This window comes from Amycolatopsis sp. NPDC026612, assembly GCF_040638285.1.
Taxonomy (GTDB): domain Bacteria; phylum Actinomycetota; class Actinomycetes; order Mycobacteriales; family Pseudonocardiaceae; genus Amycolatopsis.
In genome coordinates this window covers 13757-28935 of the sequence record NZ_JBEZYB010000090.1, presented here as the reverse complement: position 1 = coordinate 28935, position 15179 = coordinate 13757, and the positions used below count along the sequence as shown (strand labels likewise).

At 72.2% G+C, this 15179-nt stretch carries 16 protein-coding genes; 4 read left to right on the top strand and 12 right to left on the bottom strand.

What is annotated here, in order from left to right; translation table 11 throughout:
• Positions 1-101: 101 nt before the first annotated feature.
• From tatC to AB0F15_RS39350, 6 genes are all read right to left on the bottom strand, one after another.
• Positions 102-1073: a twin-arginine translocase subunit TatC gene (gene tatC, locus AB0F15_RS39375; RefSeq protein WP_360281949.1), complete on the bottom strand. Its 972-nt coding sequence runs from the start codon at positions 1071-1073 to the stop codon at positions 102-104.
• A gap of 86 nt (positions 1074-1159) precedes the next feature.
• A complete protein-coding gene (gene tatA / locus AB0F15_RS39370) occupies positions 1160-1474 on the bottom strand; it encodes a Sec-independent protein translocase subunit TatA (RefSeq protein ID WP_360281947.1) in 315 nt (104 codons plus the stop codon).
• Between the two features lie 31 nt (positions 1475-1505).
• Positions 1506-1718 (bottom strand): bacteriophage holin, encoded by a 213-nt coding sequence (locus AB0F15_RS39365; protein WP_360281945.1) that lies wholly within the window; start codon positions 1716-1718, stop codon positions 1506-1508.
• Between the two features lie 9 nt (positions 1719-1727).
• A complete protein-coding gene (locus AB0F15_RS39360; protein ID WP_360281943.1) occupies positions 1728-2708 on the bottom strand; it encodes a WYL domain-containing protein in 981 nt (326 codons plus the stop codon).
• Complete coding sequence (locus tag AB0F15_RS39355; protein WP_360281941.1) at positions 2705-3688, bottom strand: WYL domain-containing protein; 984 nt, start codon at positions 3686-3688, stop codon at positions 2705-2707. Before AB0F15_RS39355 ends, AB0F15_RS39360 begins: the two co-directional genes overlap by 4 nt.
• A gap of 10 nt (positions 3689-3698) precedes the next feature.
• The gene (locus AB0F15_RS39350) at positions 3699-4130 is read right to left on the bottom strand and encodes a helix-turn-helix domain-containing protein (protein WP_360281939.1); all 432 of its coding nucleotides are present in this window, start codon (positions 4128-4130) and stop codon (positions 3699-3701) included.
• A 106-nt stretch (positions 4131-4236) separates the two neighbouring features.
• Here AB0F15_RS39350 and AB0F15_RS39345 point away from each other — a divergent pair, with 106 nt between their 5' ends.
• Both AB0F15_RS39345 and AB0F15_RS39340 read left to right on the top strand, forming a co-directional pair.
• Positions 4237-5223 carry an NADP-dependent oxidoreductase gene (locus AB0F15_RS39345; protein WP_360281937.1) on the top strand — a complete coding sequence of 329 codons (987 nt, stop codon included), beginning with the start codon at positions 4237-4239 and terminating at the stop codon, positions 5221-5223.
• A 54-nt stretch (positions 5224-5277) separates the two neighbouring features.
• Entirely contained in the window at positions 5278-5976 is a 699-nt protein-coding gene (locus AB0F15_RS39340) for an SDR family oxidoreductase (protein ID WP_360281935.1), read from the top strand.
• Here the strand turns inward: AB0F15_RS39340 and AB0F15_RS39335 are convergent.
• Positions 5973-7001 (bottom strand): oxidoreductase, encoded by a 1029-nt coding sequence (locus AB0F15_RS39335; protein WP_360281933.1) that lies wholly within the window; start codon positions 6999-7001, stop codon positions 5973-5975. The two genes, AB0F15_RS39340 and AB0F15_RS39335, sit on opposite strands and share 4 nt — an antisense overlap.
• A gap of 67 nt (positions 7002-7068) precedes the next feature.
• On the bottom strand, positions 7069-8427 hold the full coding sequence (pafA, locus tag AB0F15_RS39330; protein ID WP_360281931.1) for a Pup--protein ligase: 1359 nt from the start codon (positions 8425-8427) through the stop codon (positions 7069-7071).
• Positions 8428-8570: 143 nt separating this feature from the next.
• Between pafA and AB0F15_RS39325 the strand changes: the two genes are divergently transcribed.
• A complete protein-coding gene (locus tag AB0F15_RS39325) occupies positions 8571-10052 on the top strand; it encodes a phosphatase PAP2 family protein (protein WP_360281929.1) in 1482 nt (493 codons plus the stop codon).
• Positions 10053-10155: 103 nt separating this feature from the next.
• Complete coding sequence (locus tag AB0F15_RS39320) at positions 10156-11364, top strand: alpha/beta hydrolase-fold protein (protein WP_360281927.1); 1209 nt, start codon at positions 10156-10158, stop codon at positions 11362-11364.
• A gap of 207 nt (positions 11365-11571) precedes the next feature.
• Here AB0F15_RS39320 and prcA read toward each other — a convergent pair whose 3' ends face one another.
• The 4 genes from prcA to dop form a co-directional block, all read right to left on the bottom strand.
• Positions 11572-12366, bottom strand: a complete 795-nt coding sequence (gene prcA / locus AB0F15_RS39315) for a proteasome subunit alpha (RefSeq protein WP_360281925.1) — start codon at positions 12364-12366, stop codon at positions 11572-11574.
• A 54-nt stretch (positions 12367-12420) separates the two neighbouring features.
• Positions 12421-13275 carry a proteasome subunit beta gene (gene prcB, locus AB0F15_RS39310; RefSeq protein WP_360281923.1) on the bottom strand — a complete coding sequence of 285 codons (855 nt, stop codon included), beginning with the start codon at positions 13273-13275 and terminating at the stop codon, positions 12421-12423.
• A gap of 110 nt (positions 13276-13385) precedes the next feature.
• A complete protein-coding gene (locus AB0F15_RS39305; protein WP_003075646.1) occupies positions 13386-13580 on the bottom strand; it encodes a ubiquitin-like protein Pup in 195 nt (64 codons plus the stop codon).
• A gap of 84 nt (positions 13581-13664) precedes the next feature.
• Entirely contained in the window at positions 13665-15167 is a 1503-nt protein-coding gene (gene dop, locus AB0F15_RS39300; protein WP_360281921.1) for a depupylase/deamidase Dop, read from the bottom strand.
• Between the last annotated feature and the right edge of the window lie 12 nt (positions 15168-15179).

Sequence of the window (15179 nt, the reverse complement as noted above, 5' to 3'; positions counted from 1 at the left end):
CGGGCGGCGCCGGGCTGCTGCACAACCGGCTCACCCACAGCCTCAAGGTCGCGCAGGTCGCCCGGGCCATCGCCGAGCGCGTCACCACCGGGCCGTCCCCACTAGGTGACGTCGTCGGTGCTCGTCCGGCCGCCGGACGCGGTCGGAGCGGATGGCTCCTCGTCGGCGGTGCTCGGGGTGTAGTCGAACGGGGCCGCTTCGTCGTCGGCGAGCTGGTCCCAGCCCTCGTCGGTGCGGGCCTTGGCGAGCCTGCGGTCGTGGAAGCGCGCCATCTGCACGGCGATCTCGAACAGCACGGTGAGCGCGCCTGCCAGGCCGAGCATCGAGAACGGGTCCGAGCCCGGGGTGGCGAAGGCGGCGAAGACGAACAGCGCGAAGACGATTCCGCGCCGCCACTTCTTCAGCTGCACGTACTTCACGACGCCGACGCGGTTGAGCATCACCACGAGCAGCGGCAGCTCGAAACTGATCCCGAAGATGACCAGCAGCGACAGCATGAACGAGATGTACTTGTCCGCGGTCAGCGCGGTGATGAACTCGCCCTGGCCGAAGCCCATGAGCAGCTGCAGCGCGTGCGGGAACAGGATGTAGGCGAGGACCGCGCCCGAGGCGAACAACACCGACGCGAAGCCGACGAACGTCAGCGCGTACCTGCGTTCCTTGGCGTACAGGCCGGGTGCGATGAACGCCCAGAACTGGTACAGCCACGCCGGGGACAGCAGCACCGCACCGGCGGCGACGCTGACCTTCAGCTGGATCATGAACGCTTCGAACGGCTGGGTCTGCAGCAGCTGGCAGCCCATCTCGCTGTTGAGCCGCCGGCTGGCCGGGATGGCGCAGTAGGGCGCCTTCATGATCTCGCCGAGCGACGGGACCGGGCCCATCTTGGTGCTGAACCAGACGAACCCGAAGATCGCGCCGGCGATCACGGCGAGCATGGCGAACCCGAGGCGGCGGCGGAACTCGTAGATGTGCTCGATGAGCGTCATCGTGCCGTCGGGGTTGGCTCGGCGGCTGCGCTTGCGCCGCTTCGAGCCGCGGTTCTCACCGTTTCCGGAGGCGGGTTCCGCCACGGGTTGTTCCGTTCTCGTCGGAGTCCACCGGAGCGCACCGGGACCGGCGCGCTCCGGGGACAGGGGACCGGGTGTGGCTCAGCCGCTCAGCTGGCGTTCTTCTGCGGCTGGTCGGCGGCCTGCTGCTTCTTCAGCTCGTCGAGCTGGCGCTGCAGGTCGGCGACCTGCTGGTCGGTCGAAGCGGGCGCGGGCGTGGCCGGGATCTGCCTCGTCTCGACGGGTTCGGCGTCTTCGTGCGCCGAAGCCTTGTCGCCGCCGGTGAGGTCCTTGGTCTCGGCCTTGAAGATCTTCATGGACTTGCCGATGGACCGGGCCGCGTCGGGAAGCCTCTTGGCCCCGAACAGCAGCACGACGACGAGCACCAAGATGATCAAATGCCACGGCTGCAATCCGTTCAGCATGGTGGCCTCCTATCTGCGTCTGGTAGGGATGTTACTGGTTTTCCGGCTTGCGGTGGCGTTGCGCGAACGCGACGCGCAGCGCCGCCGACCGGGCGCGGACGAGTCCCGCCCGGTCCTGGGTGTTCGTAGCCACCATGCTTGCGGTCCGCCGGAAGGCACGCAAGACCTTGACGGTCCGCACCAGCAGGACCACGAGGCCGGCGAGGCCGAGCACGATGAGCGCGGCGGTGGGCAGGTACGGCACGCCGTCAGCCTAGTGGTCGCAGGTTGACGGAAGGTGACGGGCTCGGGCCACGGCGCCGGCGGCGCGGCGTCCGACGTCGGACGCGAGGTCGGCCGGGCTCTCCACCAGCGCTTCCCCGCCCAGCCCCAGCACGAGGCGCACCATCCAGGACTGGTCGGCGTAGCGCATCCGGATCCGCAGGCGGCCGCCGCCGAGCTCGTCGAGCTCCTCGCACGGGTAGTACTCGGCTACCCAGCGTGCGTCCGGGTCGAGGACCAGGACCGCTTCCCGCTGATCGGGACGCTCGCGGAAGACACCGTCGGAGATGTCGGTCGGGTGGGCGTGCGCGGGCGGCCGGGACGGCTCGTCGAGGACCGTCAGCTCGTCGATCCGGTCGAGCCGGAACAGCCGGACGCCCTCGGCGCGGCGGCACCAGGCCTCGAGGTAGCCGACCGCCTGGACGATCAGCAGCCGCATCGGGTCGACCGTGCGCTCGGTGATCTGGTCCTTGGACGCGGTGTAGTAGCGGATCCGCAGCGCGCGGCCGCTCTGCAGCGCGCGGGCGACCTCCTCGCGGGTCCGCGCGGTCTTCTTGCCCTCGCGCACTCCCCCGCCGACGACCACGCCTGCCGGCTGGGCCTGCCCGGCGGCGGCTTCGATCTTGGCGATGGCGCGGCGGACGGCGTCGCCGTCGACCACCCCCGGCGTCTCGGCCAGCGCCCGCAGCGCCACCAGCAGGGCGGTCGCCTCGCCGCCGGTGAGCCGCAGCGGGCGGCTCATCCCGGCGTCGTGGGTGACGACGATCGTGTCACCCTCGAAGGACAGGTCGATCAGGTCGCCGGGGCCGTAGCCGGGCAGCCCGCACATCCACAGCAGCTCGAGGTCCTTGCGCAGCTGCTTCGGCGTGACGTCGAAGTCCTGCGCCGCTTCGTCGACGCGGATGCCCGGGCGCGCGAGCAGGTAGGGCACGAGCGCCAGCAGCCGTGGCATCCGGTCGGTGGACCCGCTCACCGCACACTCCCCTGCCGGGCGACGACGGCTTCGAGGCGGTGCTGGACGCTCTTGGCCAGCACGTCCGGCTCGAGCACGACGACGTCCGGCCCCTGTGCGGCGATCCAGTCGGCCGCCGACTCCGGGTAGAGCAGGCCGATCTCCACGAGGTCGCCCTCTTCACCGTCGAGCACGGAGCGGCCGACCACGGTGCCGCGGCGGCGGACCCCGGCCGCGCGGCCGTCGGCGACCCAGACCCGGGCGGTGGTGACCGGGGCCGGTTCGCTGTCACCGGTGGCCGTGACGAGCTTGAGCAGGTTGACGCCCTCGGGACGGCGGACCGCGCCGGGTTGGCCGACGGGGCGGACCTGGCCGGTGACGCGGGACAGCCGGAAGCAGCGGGTGGCGCCGCGGTCGCGGTCGTGCCCGACGACGTACCAGCGGGCCCGCCACGACACCACGCCCCACGGTTCGAGGGTCCGCATGATCCGCTCCGGGGAACCGCTGCGGCGGTACTCGAACCGCACCGCCTGGCCGTTCTGGACCGCGGCCAGCAGCGGCCCGAACGCCGGTTCGGCGCGCACGCGCGGCTCGACGACCGTGGGGGCCTGGTCGTCGACCTCCAGGCCGGCGGCGCGCAGCTTCACGAGCGCGCCCTGGGCCTGGCCGGTCAGCTCCGGGGAGTCCCACAGCCGGGACGCCAGTGCCACCGCGGCGGCTTCGTCGGGGGCGAGGTCGATCTCGCCGAGTTCGTAGTCGCGGCGGGCGATGCGGTAGCCCTCGATCGCGTCGAAGGCGGAGTTGCGGCCGGTCTCCAGGGGGATGCCGAGCTCGCGCAGCTCGGTCTTGTCCCGTTCGAACATCCGGAAGTAGGCCTCGTCGCTGGCCGCGGCGCCGTATCCGGGCACGATGCCGCGGATCCGCTCGGCAGTGAGGTACTGCCGGGTGGACAACAGGGCCAGCACCAGATTGACCAGCCGTTCGGCGCGTGCGGTGGACACCCGGTAGAGACTAGCCCGCGCCGTCCGGCCCGATCGTGAGGTCCGGTGTGCGCGCGTCGTAATCGGTGCGGGCGGCGTCGACGGCGTCGAAGTTGGCCTCGGCCCAGTCCTTGAACCCGGCCATCAGCGCGCGCAGGGATTCCCCCAGCGGCGTAAGGGAATAGTCGACGCGGACGGGCACCGACGGGGTGACCTCGCGGCGCACCAGGCCGTCGCGTTCCAGTACCCGCAGGGTCTGGGTGAGCATCTTCTGGCTGACCCCGGCGATGCGTCGCGAAAGGTCGCTGTAGCGCTGCGGGCCGTCACCGAGCGCGACCAGGATCAGGCTGACCCACTTGCCGGCGATCTCGTCGAGCAGCTTCCGGGTCGGGCAGGCCGCCAGGTAGGAGTCGTAGGCGGCCTTGTCGGCTTGCCGCCGCTGTTCCGCCGTGCGCGTGGACACCGGGCGAACCTCCTCGTGCGGTGGGCACCTGCGAGTGCGTACTTCCCATCGGAGAGTAGCTCCCTTTACGTTCGTGGGGAAGGTCCGATCCGCGAAGGAGACGAAGATGCGTGCGATGGTGGTCCGCCGGTTCGGTGGCCCGCAGGTCCTGGAATCCGTCGAGGTGCCGGTGCCCGAACCCGGTCCCGGGCAGGTGCGGATCCGGGTGGCGGCGGCCGCGGTCAACCCCGTCGACGTCGCGACCCGCGCCGGATGGCTGACCGAGGCGGGTGTCGTCCCGCCACGGGAGGTGCTGGGGCTGGGCTGGGACGTCGCCGGTTCGATCGAGGCCGCCGGGGACACCGGCTTCCGGGTGGGCGACGCGGTGATCGGCCTGCGCGACCGGATCGCCACCCCGCTCGGCGCCTACGCCGAGCGGATCGTGCTGGACGCGTCGGCGGTCGCGCCCGCCCCGGTGGGTGCGTCCCCGATCGAAGCCGCGACGCTGCCGCTCAACGCGCTGACCGCGGCGCAGGCCCTCGATCTGCTGGAAACCGCCGGGACAACGGCTTTCGGGGGTCCGGGTGGCGGAGCCCCCGGCCCGGGGCGAGGCCCCGGTGGTGGCACGGTGCTGGTCACCGGCGCGGCCGGGGCGGTCGGCGGGTACGCCGTCGCGCTGGCGCACGCGCGGAAGCTGCGCGTGGTGGCCGTGGCCTCCGAAGCGGACGAGGCGGCGGTCCGGGGGTTCGGCGCGGACGAGTTCGTGCCGCGGGGGCCGTCGCTGGGCGACCGCGTGCGCGCGCTGGTGCCGGGCGGAGCGGACGCCGTCCTCGACACGGCCCTGCTGGGCCTGGACGCCCTCGACGCGGTCCGCGGCGGCGGTGAGTTCGTGGCCTTCGCCGCGGGCGCCGCGCCGCTGCCGTTGCGCGGGATCCGGGTGCGCAGCGTGTGGATCCGCGCGGACGGCGAGCGGCTGGCCGAGCTGTCCCGGCTGGCCGCCAACGGCACGCTCCCCCTGCGGGTCGCCGGCGTCCTGCCGCTGGCCGCCGCGGCCGCGGCGCACGAACGACTGGCCGCGGGCGGGCTGCGCGGGCGGCTCGTGCTCACGCCGTGAACCGGCCCCGGCGGCGCCGTGCCGGCCCGGGGCCCCTTCCCTACCCTGGACGGCATGGATGATCGCGTTCTCCTCATCACCGGTGCGTCACGCGGGCTCGGTGCCGCGACCGCACGGCTCGCTGCCGCTTCCGGGTTCAGGGTCGCTCTCGTCGCCCGGCAAGCCGGATCCGTCACCGCCCTCGCCGCCGAACTGGGCGAGGACCGGGCCCTCGCCCTCGGCGCCGACGTCGGGGACTGGCCGGCCATCGCCGCCGCCGTCGACGAGACCGTGGCGCGGTTCGGGCGGCTCGACGCGGCCTTCGCCAACGCCGGGATCGGCGTCGGGACGTCGTTCTTCGGCGACGACGACCCCGACCCGCGGGCGTGGGAGCCGATGGTCCGCACCAACGTGCTCGGCGCCGCCTACACCGCCCGCGCGGCCCTGCCCGCGCTGAAGGAGTCGTCGGGGCACCTGCTGATCACCGGCTCGGTCGCCGGCCGCTACATCCGCAACGGCAGCCTGTACTCGGCCACGAAGTGGGCCGTGACGGGGATGGCCGGGGCGATCCGCGAGGAAGCCGTCGGCACCGGCGTGCGGGTCACCCTGATCAACCCCGGCATGACCGCCACCGACATCCTCAGCGACGAACAGCGCAAGAAGCCCAACCTGGAGCCGGACGACATCGCCCGCGCCGTGCTCTACGCGCTGTCGCAGCCGCCCTCGGTGGACGTCAACGAGATCCTCGTCCGCCCGACCGGGCAGGTCCTCTAGCGGCTCAGGCGGGCGACCCGGCCGCCGGCGCCGCTCGCCCAGCAGCGGCCACCGGGCGTGCAGTCCACGGTGTCGAAGCTGCCGGAGTCGAACGGCGTCCAGTGCCGCCCGCCGTCGGGGCTGACGTCGCTGCCGCCGGGGCCGACGGCGAGCACCGTCCCGCCGCGCCAGGCCAGCCCGGAGCGGTAGCCGGCGGGGTACTGCGCCGGCGTCTGCCAGGTGCGCCCGCGATCCCGGGTGAGGGCGACGGCAGGCCCCGGCGCGTCCGGGTTCGCGAAGTCGCCGCCGATCGCGACGCCCTGGCCCGGCGAACGGAAGGCGAGGGCGAACACACCGGCCGACGGGCTGCTGGGCAGCGGGGTGCCGGACGCGGTCCAGTGGCGGCCGCCGTCGCCGGAGTGCAGGACGCGGGCGGTGGCGCCGCCGCCGGTGGCCAGCCAGGCGTCGACCGGCCCGGCCGTCGTGACGCACTGGCCGCTGGCCGCGAACCCGGCCTCACCGGGCAGGGCGGCCGGGAAGCCGCTGTCGGGCACCGGCCGCCAGCTGCGGCCGCCGTCGAAGGTGGCCTGCACGCGGAACCGGCCGTCGACGGGGTCGCTCATCGCGAGGCCGCGCCACGGGTCGAAGAACGCGAGGCAGTCGTAGAACGCCGCCTCGTCGGTGTTCTGGAACGTCTGGCGCCAGTGCGCGCCGCCGTCTTCGGTCCGGTAGACGCGGGAGTCGGTCCCGGGACCGATGGAGAGGACCACGGCGTGGTCGGCGTCGAAGGCCTCGATGTCGCGGAACTGGAGCGTCCCGGTCCCGGGCGGCCCGGCGGGCTTCCAGGTGCGGCCGCCGTCGACGGTGCGCAGGACGGTGCCCTGGGTGCCGCTCACCCACGCGATCCGTCCGCTGACGGCGGACAGACCGCGGAACTGGGCCGTGACGCCGGTGGGCGTCAGCTCCCACTTCGGCAGGTGCTCCCCCGCCGAGGCCGGGACCGCGAGCGAGACCAGCAGGGCGAGCACGAGCAGCACGACACGCATGGGCCGATCCTCCCGCACCCGCCGCGCGACTTTCGTCGGGATCGCCCGGCCGGTCCCCGCTCCCGGGTCAAAGCGAGCTGATCAGGCGTTCCACCCGCTCGTCGACCGAGCGGAACGGGTCCTTGCACAGGACCGTCCGCTGGGCCTGGTCGTTGAGCTTCAGGTGCACCCAGTCGACGGTGAAGTCGCGGCCCGCGGCCTGGGCGGCGGCGATGAAGTCGCCGCGCAGCTTCGCGCGGGTCGTCTGGGGCGGGGTGTCCTTGGCGGCCTCGATCTCGCCGTCGTCGGTGACCCGGCGAACCAGCCCCTTGCGCTGCAGCAGGTCGAAGATGCCCCGGCCACGGCGGATGTCGTGGTAGGCGAGGTCGAGCTGCGCGATCCGCGGGCTGGACAGGTCCATGTCGTGCTTGTGCCGGTAGCGCTCGACCAGCCGGTGCTTGATCGCCCAGTCGATCTCGGTGTCGATCTTGCCGAAGTCCTGCTGCTCGACCGCGTCCAGCGCCCGGCCCCACAGTTCGACGACGCGCTCGTTCGCCGGGGTCGAGCCGTTGTCCTTGAGGTGCTGGATCGCTCGTGCGTGGTACTCGCGCTGGATGTCGAGCGCCGAGGCTTCGCGGCCGCCGGCGAGCCGCACCTGGCGGCGGCCGGTGAGGTCGTGGCTGATCTCGCGGATCGCCCGGATCGGGTTGTCCAGGGTGAAGTCGCGGAACTGGACGCCGGCCTCGATCATCTCGAGCACCAGGTTCGCCGAGCCGACCTTGAGCATCGTCGTCGGCTCGGCCATGTTCGAGTCGCCCACAATGACGTGGAGCCGCCGGTAGCGCTCGGCGTCGGCGTGCGGCTCGTCGCGGGTGTTGATGATCGGCCGCGAGCGGGTCGTCGCGCTCGACACGCCTTCCCAGATGTGCTCCGCACGCTGGGAGAGGCAGTAGACCGCGCCCCGCGGGGTCTGCAGCACCTTGCCGGCGCCGCAGATGAGCTGGCGGGTCACCAGGAACGGGAGCAGCACGTCCGCGATCCGGGAGAACTCGCCCGCACGGGTCACCAGGTAGTTCTCGTGACAGCCGTACGAGTTGCCCGCCGAGTCGGTGTTGTTCTTGAACAGGAAGATGTCGCCGCCGATACCCTCGTCGGCGAGCCGCCGTTCGGCGTCGACCAGCAGGTCCTCGAGGATGCGCTCACCGGCCTTGTCGTGCGTGACGAGCTGGACCAGGTCGTCACACTCGGCCGTCGCGTACTCGGGGTGCGAGCCGACGTCGAGGTAGAGCCGTGAGCCGTTCGACAGGAACACGTTGGAGGAGCGTCCCCACGACACGACTCGCCTGAACAGGTACCGCGCCACCTCGTCGGGCGAGAGCCTGCGTTGTCCGTGGAAGGTGCACGTGACCCCGAACTCGGTCTCGATGCCAAAGATCCGCCGCTGCATTCCACCAGAGTAAGCGCTGGACCCCCGTCGACGGTGCGCCGTTCGGGCGTCGACACGCCCCCAGTAGGCCACAGACGGTGAAATCTCCCCGAATCAGGCACGATTGGAGCACGGCTCTTGACGTCACGTGGAAGGCGGACTCCTTGTCACACCAGCTCATCCGGGCCTTCCGGCAGGTCGGGCGGACCGACCGCGCCCTGATGCGGCGCACCGCCTCGCTGCCGGCCACGAAAGCCGACGACGCACTGACGGCGCTGTCGAGATCGGCGAACAAGTCCCGCCTGTGGTGGGGCGTCGCCGCGCTGCTGGCCGCCCGCCCGGGCGAGACCCGCCGGGCCGCGTTGCGCGGGGTCGTCGCGATCGCCGGGGCCAGCGCCGCGGCCAACCTCATCGGGAAGCCCCTGTTCCCCCGCCGCCGCCCGGCCGAGGAAGAGACGCCGAGGCACCGCCGCCTGCGGAAACGGCCCACGTCCTCGTCGTTCCCCTCGGGGCACTCCGCCTCCGCGGCGGCCTTCGCCACGGCGGTGGCGATGGAGTCGCCGCGAGCCGGGCTCGCCGTGGCCCCGCTCGCGCTGGCCGTCGCCTACTCCCGGGTCCACACCGGCGTGCACTGGCCCTCCGACGTCGGCATCGGGCTGGGCATCGGCGTCGGCGTCGGCCTGGCCACCCGCCACTGGTGGCCGCTGCACGACGACATCCCGGGGCGCACGGACCACGACGCGGACGCCCCCGAGATGGTCGACGGCGAGGACATGCTCGCGGTCGTCAACCCGAACTCCGGGGTGGCCGGCCAGGACCCGACCGAGGACGTCAAGTACGCCTGGCCGAAGGCCGCCCTGCTCTACCCGGACCCCGAACAGGACCTGCGCGCCCAGCTCGAAGCCGAGATCGACGCCCGCGGCACGATCCGCGCGCTGGCCGTCGCGGGCGGCGACGGCACCGTGGCCGCGGTGGCCTCCGTCGCCGCCGAACGCGACCTGCCGCTCGCCCTCGTCCCGGCGGGGACGCTCAACCACTTCGCCCGCGACGTCGGCGTCAGCTCCATGCCCGACGCCGACGCGGCGACCGAGGTCGGCAACGCCGTCTGCGTCGACCTCGGCGAGGTCGAGATCGAGGGCGCCGGCGACCCGGACCACCGCTGGTTCGTCAACACCGCCAGCCTCGGCGGCTACCCGGAGATGGTCCGGCTGCGGGAGAAGCTGCAGGAGAAGCACCCGAAGTGGCCCTCGGCCGCGATCGCGCTGGCCCGGACGCTGCGGCACGCCAAGCCGCTGACCGTCCGGCTCAACGGCAAGCGGACGCAGGTCTGGCTCCTGTTCGTCGGCAACGGGACGTACGCACCGAAGGGCTTCGCGCCCAGTCGGCGACCTGCCCTCGACACCGGCCTGCTCGACATCCGCTACCTGCGGGCCGACCTGCCCTACTCGCGCGCCCGGTTCCTGCTCGCGATGATCACGCGCAGCCTCGCCGCCAGTCACGTCTACCAGGAGCTCGACCTGCCCGAACTGGACGTCGAGCTCCTCGACGGCAACCGCCGCGTCGCCACCGACGGCGAGGTCGGCCCGCTCGGCAACCGGTTCCGCTTCCGGTCGCGGTCCAGCGCACTGACGCTCTACCGCCTCTGAAGTTGCTTTACCTTCTCTCAACGAACCCACAGGAACTCCCGGCTAGTTTCGCGATCGAGTTGCGGGCCCTCCTGCCCGCGGCCGGGGGACGGGCGGGGATTCGATGGACGGGCACGGCCTGGCGAGCGTCATCCACCGGGCCGCGCACGATCCGGTGCTGCCCGGTGACGTCACCGCCCGTGCCCGCGATCTGGGCCCGCTCGAATCTCCGCTCATCTGGCTCGCCCTCGCCTCCGGCGCCGTCGCGGTCCTCGCCGTCGTGGTCGCGCTCTGGTACCGCCGCCGCGTCCGGCGCTGGGGGTTCACCGCTTTCGCCGTGCTCCTGCTGCTCGCGGCGGTCACCGCGCTCAACAGCTACGTCGGGTACGTGCGCACCTCCGACGACCTGGCCCGGCTCCTCCAGCGCGGCCCCGGCGTCGTCAACCTCGCCGGCCACCTGCTCGACGACGGCCAGGAGACCCCCGAACCGTCGTCGGCTTCGCCGTCCGCGCCGCACCCCGGCGCGGGAACGGCCACCGCGGGTCAGCGGATCGACGTCGTGAACCTGCCCGACCCCGCCCACGGGGTCCCCTCGGGCAGCAACTACGTCATCCTCCCGCCGGGGTACGACGCCGACCCCGCCCGCCGCTACCCGGTCGTCTACCTGATCCACGGCTACCCCTTCGGCGGCCCCCGCGACTGGCTCACCTCCGGCGACGCCCCCGGCTCGCTCCTGGCGCTCCAGCGGGCCAACGTCATCGCGCCGATGATCGTGGTCAGCGTCGACCTGACCGCCGGCAACCCCAGCACGGACTGGGAATGCCTGAACGTGCCCGGCGGCCCGCAGCTGGAGACCTACCTCACCGGCACGATCGTCCCGGCCATCGACCAGCGCTACCGCACCCTCGCCGACCGCACCCACCGGGCGCTGGGCGGCATGTCCGGCGGCGGCTTCGGCGCGCTCAACATCGGCCTCCACCACCTCGACGAGTTCGCCACCCTGGTGATCGCCCTGCCCTACGACGACCTCAACGACTCGATCGGCATACTCGACGGCAACCAGGCCGCCATCGCCGCCAACACCCCCCGCCGCTACCTGCCGTCGATGAAGTTCACCGCCCCGATCTCGGTGATGCTCACGGTCGGCACCGGCGCGCCGACCGACGTCACGACGGCCCACCGGATCGCCGACGCGCTGCGCGCCCGCGGCCAGGAAGCGGTGGTCCACGCCGAACGCGGCTTCAACCACACCTGGCACACGGCCCGGGCCACACTGCCGTACCTGCTGGCCTTCGCCGACCAGAACTTCCGGACGTCTCCTTCGACGTCCTGAACCGTGGAGCCTCTGCCGGGGTTGGCTCTGCCTGAGCCGTTGGAGCCGCTGCCGGGTTGCTCCCGCCGGTCCGAACGCCGGATTGTTCAACGGCCGCGTATCGGGTTCGGCAGAGGGGTGTGGCCGATGGCCTGCGGGGCGTCTGCATCGGCGAACATGAAGGCGGGGCGTGGCCCACCCGGCCACGCCCCGCTTCCGCTCAGGAACTCACTCGCCTTCCGGCTTCGCCTCCGGCTCCGTACCCTGCGGGTCCGGCACCGGCAGCAGCGTGTCCAGCGCCGCCCCGGTCAGGCGGCGGAACGACCGCCGCGGGCGGTCGCGGTCCAGGACCGCCACCTCCAGCTTGATCGGGTCCGCGTCGCCGTTGCCGTTCGCCGCGGCGGTGGCCGAAGACGAGGACGAACCCGCCGAAGACGTCGTCGGGGCCGGCGTCGTCGGCATCCGCAAGGCGGCCACCGCCACTCCCAGCGCCGCCTGCAGGTCCAGGCCGTCCTCGAACGTCTCCTTCAGCTTCGCCGCGATCTTGTCGCTCTGACCGCCCATCACGATGTACTGCGGCTCGTCGAAGATCGACCCGTCGTAGGTCAGCCGGTACAGCTGGTCCTCCGCCGCGCTCACCCCGACCTCCGCCACGCAGATCTCCACCTCGAACGGCTTCAGCTGCTCGGTGAAGATGCTGCCCAGCGTCGCCGCGTACGCGTTCGCCAGCGCCCGCGCGCTCACGTCACGCCGGTCGTACTGGTAGCCCTTCAGGTCCGCGTGCCGGATCCCCGCCACGCGGAGGTTCTCGAACTCGCTGTAGCGCCCGACCGCGGCGAACCCGATCCGGTCGTAGATCTCGGAGACCTTGTGCAGCGTCGCCGACGGGTTCTCCGCCACGAACAGCACGCCACCCGAGTACTTCAGCACCACCACGCTCCGGCCGCGCGCGATGCCCTTGCGCGCCAGCTCGGAACGCTCCCGCATCAGCTGCTCGGGAGAGGCATACAACGGCATCGTCACGGTGTGCGCTCCAGGTCTTTCGGTGTTCCAACGTTCACTGTGGCCCGGCCCCGGTCAGGAAACCCGGCGCTGCTGGCGCTCGATCCGCCCCGCCACCACGGCCTCGGCCACCGCCGCGGCCTCGGACGTCGGCAGCTGCACGGCGCCGTGCTCGGCGGTGACGGTCACGACGGTCGGGAAGATCCGCCGCACCAGGTCCGGCCCGCCGGACGCGGTGTCGTCGTCCGCCGCGTCGAACAGCGCCTCCACCGCCACCCGGATCGCGCCTTCGACGTCGGCGTCCGGGTCGTGCAGCTTCTTCATCGCCGACTTCGCGAACAGCGAACCCGAACCGATCGACGCGTACCCGCCGTTTTCCTCGTAGCGGCCGCCCGCGGCGTCGTACGACACGATCCGGCCGGCGTGCTTCGCGTCCTCGGCGTCCAGGTCGTACCCCACGAACAGCGGGATCGCCGCCAGCCCGGCCATCGCCATCTCGAGGTTGGCCTTGACCATCCCGGCCAGCTTGTTCGTCTTGCCGTCCAGCGACAGCGAAACGCCCTCGATCTTCTCGTAGTGCGCCAGCTCGACCGCGTACAGCCGCACCATCTCCACGGCCAGCCCCGCCGTGCCCGCGATGCCCACCGCCGAATACTCGTCGGTGACGTGCACCTTCTCCATGTCGCGGCTCGCGATCAGGTTCCCCGACGTCGCCCGCCGGTCACCCGCGATCAGCACACCGCCCGCGAACGTGCAGGCCACGATCGTCGTTCCGTGCGGCACGCCCAGCTCGGCCGCGCCACCCGCCACCCGCCGCTCCGGAAGCAGCTCCGGCGCCTGTACCCGCAAGAAGTCCGAAAACGACGACGTCGCCGACGAGAAGTACGCGGCAGGCAGCGCGGGACCCGAGATGCCCCTGGTGTTGTCCATACGTGCTCAAAAGTCCCATCTGTGCGGGCCGGAACCCCGCGCACGGGAACCCGTCACGCGGAGCCCGGCCGCCGGCTGAACGGTCGGCAAGGGCGCAGTGCCCCGGGCGGCTACTCGCCGCCCTTCTGCACGTAGGCCCGGACGAAGTCCTCGGCGTTCTCTTCGAGCACGTCGTCGATCTCGTCGAGGATCGTGTCCACGTCCTCGCCGAGCTTCTCGCGCCGCTCCTGACCCGCCGCGCCGGTGTCCTCGAACTCCTCGTCGGAGTCACCACCGCCGTGCTTTTCGATCTTTTCCTGGGCCATCTCGCCTCCCGGTGTGGCTGATGTTTCCTAGCCTACCCAGCGGCCCCGAATTCGGGGTAACGCCGCGATCGGTGTGCCAACCGCCTAGTCCGAACCGGTGAGCGCCTCCACCAGCTCCTCCGCCGTCGCCGCGTTGTCCAGCAACTTGCCGACGTGCGCCTTCGTCCCCCGCAACGGCTCCAGCGTCGGGATCCGCACCAGCGACTCCTTGCCCACGTCGAAGATGACCGAATCCCACGAAGCCGCCGCGATCGACGTCGCGTACTTCTCCAGCGCCCGGCCCCGGAAGTACGCCCGCGTGTCCGACGGGGGTGTCGTCACCGCGGCCAGCACCTCTTCCTCCGACACCAGCCGCTTCATCGACCCGCGCGTCACCAGCCGGTTGTACAGGCCCTTCGCCAGCCGCACGTCCGAATACTGCAGGTCGACCAGCCGCAGCCGCGGCGCGCCCCAGGCCAGGTTGTCCCGCTGCCGGTACCCCTCCAGCAGCCGCAGCTTCGCCGGCCAGTCCAGCCGGTCCGCGCACTCCTGCGGGTCCCGCGCCAGCGCGTCCAGCACCTCGCCCCAGACCCGCAGGACCTCCTTCGACGCCTCGTCGGCGTCCGTGCGCTCGAGGTTCTGCGAGACGATCTCGTGGTAGGCGAACTGCAGGTCCAGTCCGGTGTACTTCTTGCCGTTCGCCAGCGCGACCTGCGTCTTCAGCGTCGGGTCGTGGCTGATCTGGTGGACCGCCTTGACCGGCTCGTCCAGCTTGAGGTCGTCGAACCGGATGCCCGACTCGATCAGGTCCAGCACCAGCGCCGTCGTCCCGACCTTGAGGTACGTCGAGTACTCCGACATGTTCGCGTCGCCGATGATGACGTGCAGCCTGCGGTACTTGTCCGCGTCCGCGTGCGGCTCGTCGCGGGTGTTGATGATCCCGCGCTTCAGCGTCGTCTCCAGGCCGACCTCGACCTCGATGTAGTCCGCACGCTGGGAGAGCTGGAACCCGGCCTCTTCGCTCTGCTGCCCGATCCCGACCCGGCCCGAACCGGTCACGACCTGCCGCGACACGAAGAACGGGGTCAGGCCCGCGATGATCGCGGTGAACGGGGTCGACCGCGCGCACAGGTAGTTCTCGTGCGTGCCGTAGCTCGCGCCCTTGCCGTCGACGTTGTTCTTGTACAGCTGCAACTGCGGCTGCCCCGGCACGGACGCGGCCTTCATCGCCGCCTCCTCCATCACCCGCTCGCCCGCCTTGTCCCAGATGACCGCGTCCCGCGCGTTCGTCACCTCGGGCGCCGAGTACTCCGGGTGGGCGTGGTCGACGTACAGCCGCGCCCCGTTGGTCAGGATGACGTTCGCCGCACCCAGGTCCTCGACGTCCGGGTCGTGCCCCGGCCCGCTCGGCCCCGTCAGGTCGAAGCCCCGCGCGTCGCGCAGCGGGGACTCCACCTCGTAGTCCCACCGCGCCCGCCGGGCGCGCGGGATGTCGGCCGCCGCCGCGTACGCCAGCACGACCTGGGTGGAGGTGAGTACCGGGTTCGCCGTCGCGTCGCCCGGCACGGAGATGCCGTACTCGACTTCGGTTCCCATGATCCGCCGCATGTCCCCACCCTA

Excerpts from the sequence above, each read along its gene's own strand:
- dop (WP_360281921.1), bottom strand. The coding sequence starts at position 15,167 with ATGCGGCGGATCATGGGAACCGAAGTCGAGTACGGCATCTCCGTGCCG.
- AB0F15_RS39340 (WP_360281935.1), top strand. The coding sequence starts at position 5,278 with ATGGATGATCGCGTTCTCCTCATCACCGGTGCGTCACGCGGGCTCGGT.
- AB0F15_RS39320 (WP_360281927.1), top strand. The coding sequence starts at position 10,156 with ATGGACGGGCACGGCCTGGCGAGCGTCATCCACCGGGCCGCGCACGAT.
- AB0F15_RS39335 (WP_360281933.1), bottom strand. The coding sequence starts at position 7,001 with ATGCGTGTCGTGCTGCTCGTGCTCGCCCTGCTGGTCTCGCTCGCGGTC.
- tatA (WP_360281947.1), bottom strand. The coding sequence starts at position 1,474 with ATGCTGAACGGATTGCAGCCGTGGCATTTGATCATCTTGGTGCTCGTC.
- AB0F15_RS39305 (WP_003075646.1), bottom strand. The coding sequence starts at position 13,580 with ATGGCCCAGGAAAAGATCGAAAAGCACGGCGGTGGTGACTCCGACGAG.
- prcB (WP_360281923.1), bottom strand. The coding sequence starts at position 13,275 with ATGGACAACACCAGGGGCATCTCGGGTCCCGCGCTGCCTGCCGCGTAC.
- pafA (WP_360281931.1), bottom strand. The coding sequence starts at position 8,427 with ATGCAGCGGCGGATCTTTGGCATCGAGACCGAGTTCGGGGTCACGTGC.
- AB0F15_RS39345 (WP_360281937.1), top strand. The coding sequence starts at position 4,237 with ATGCGTGCGATGGTGGTCCGCCGGTTCGGTGGCCCGCAGGTCCTGGAA.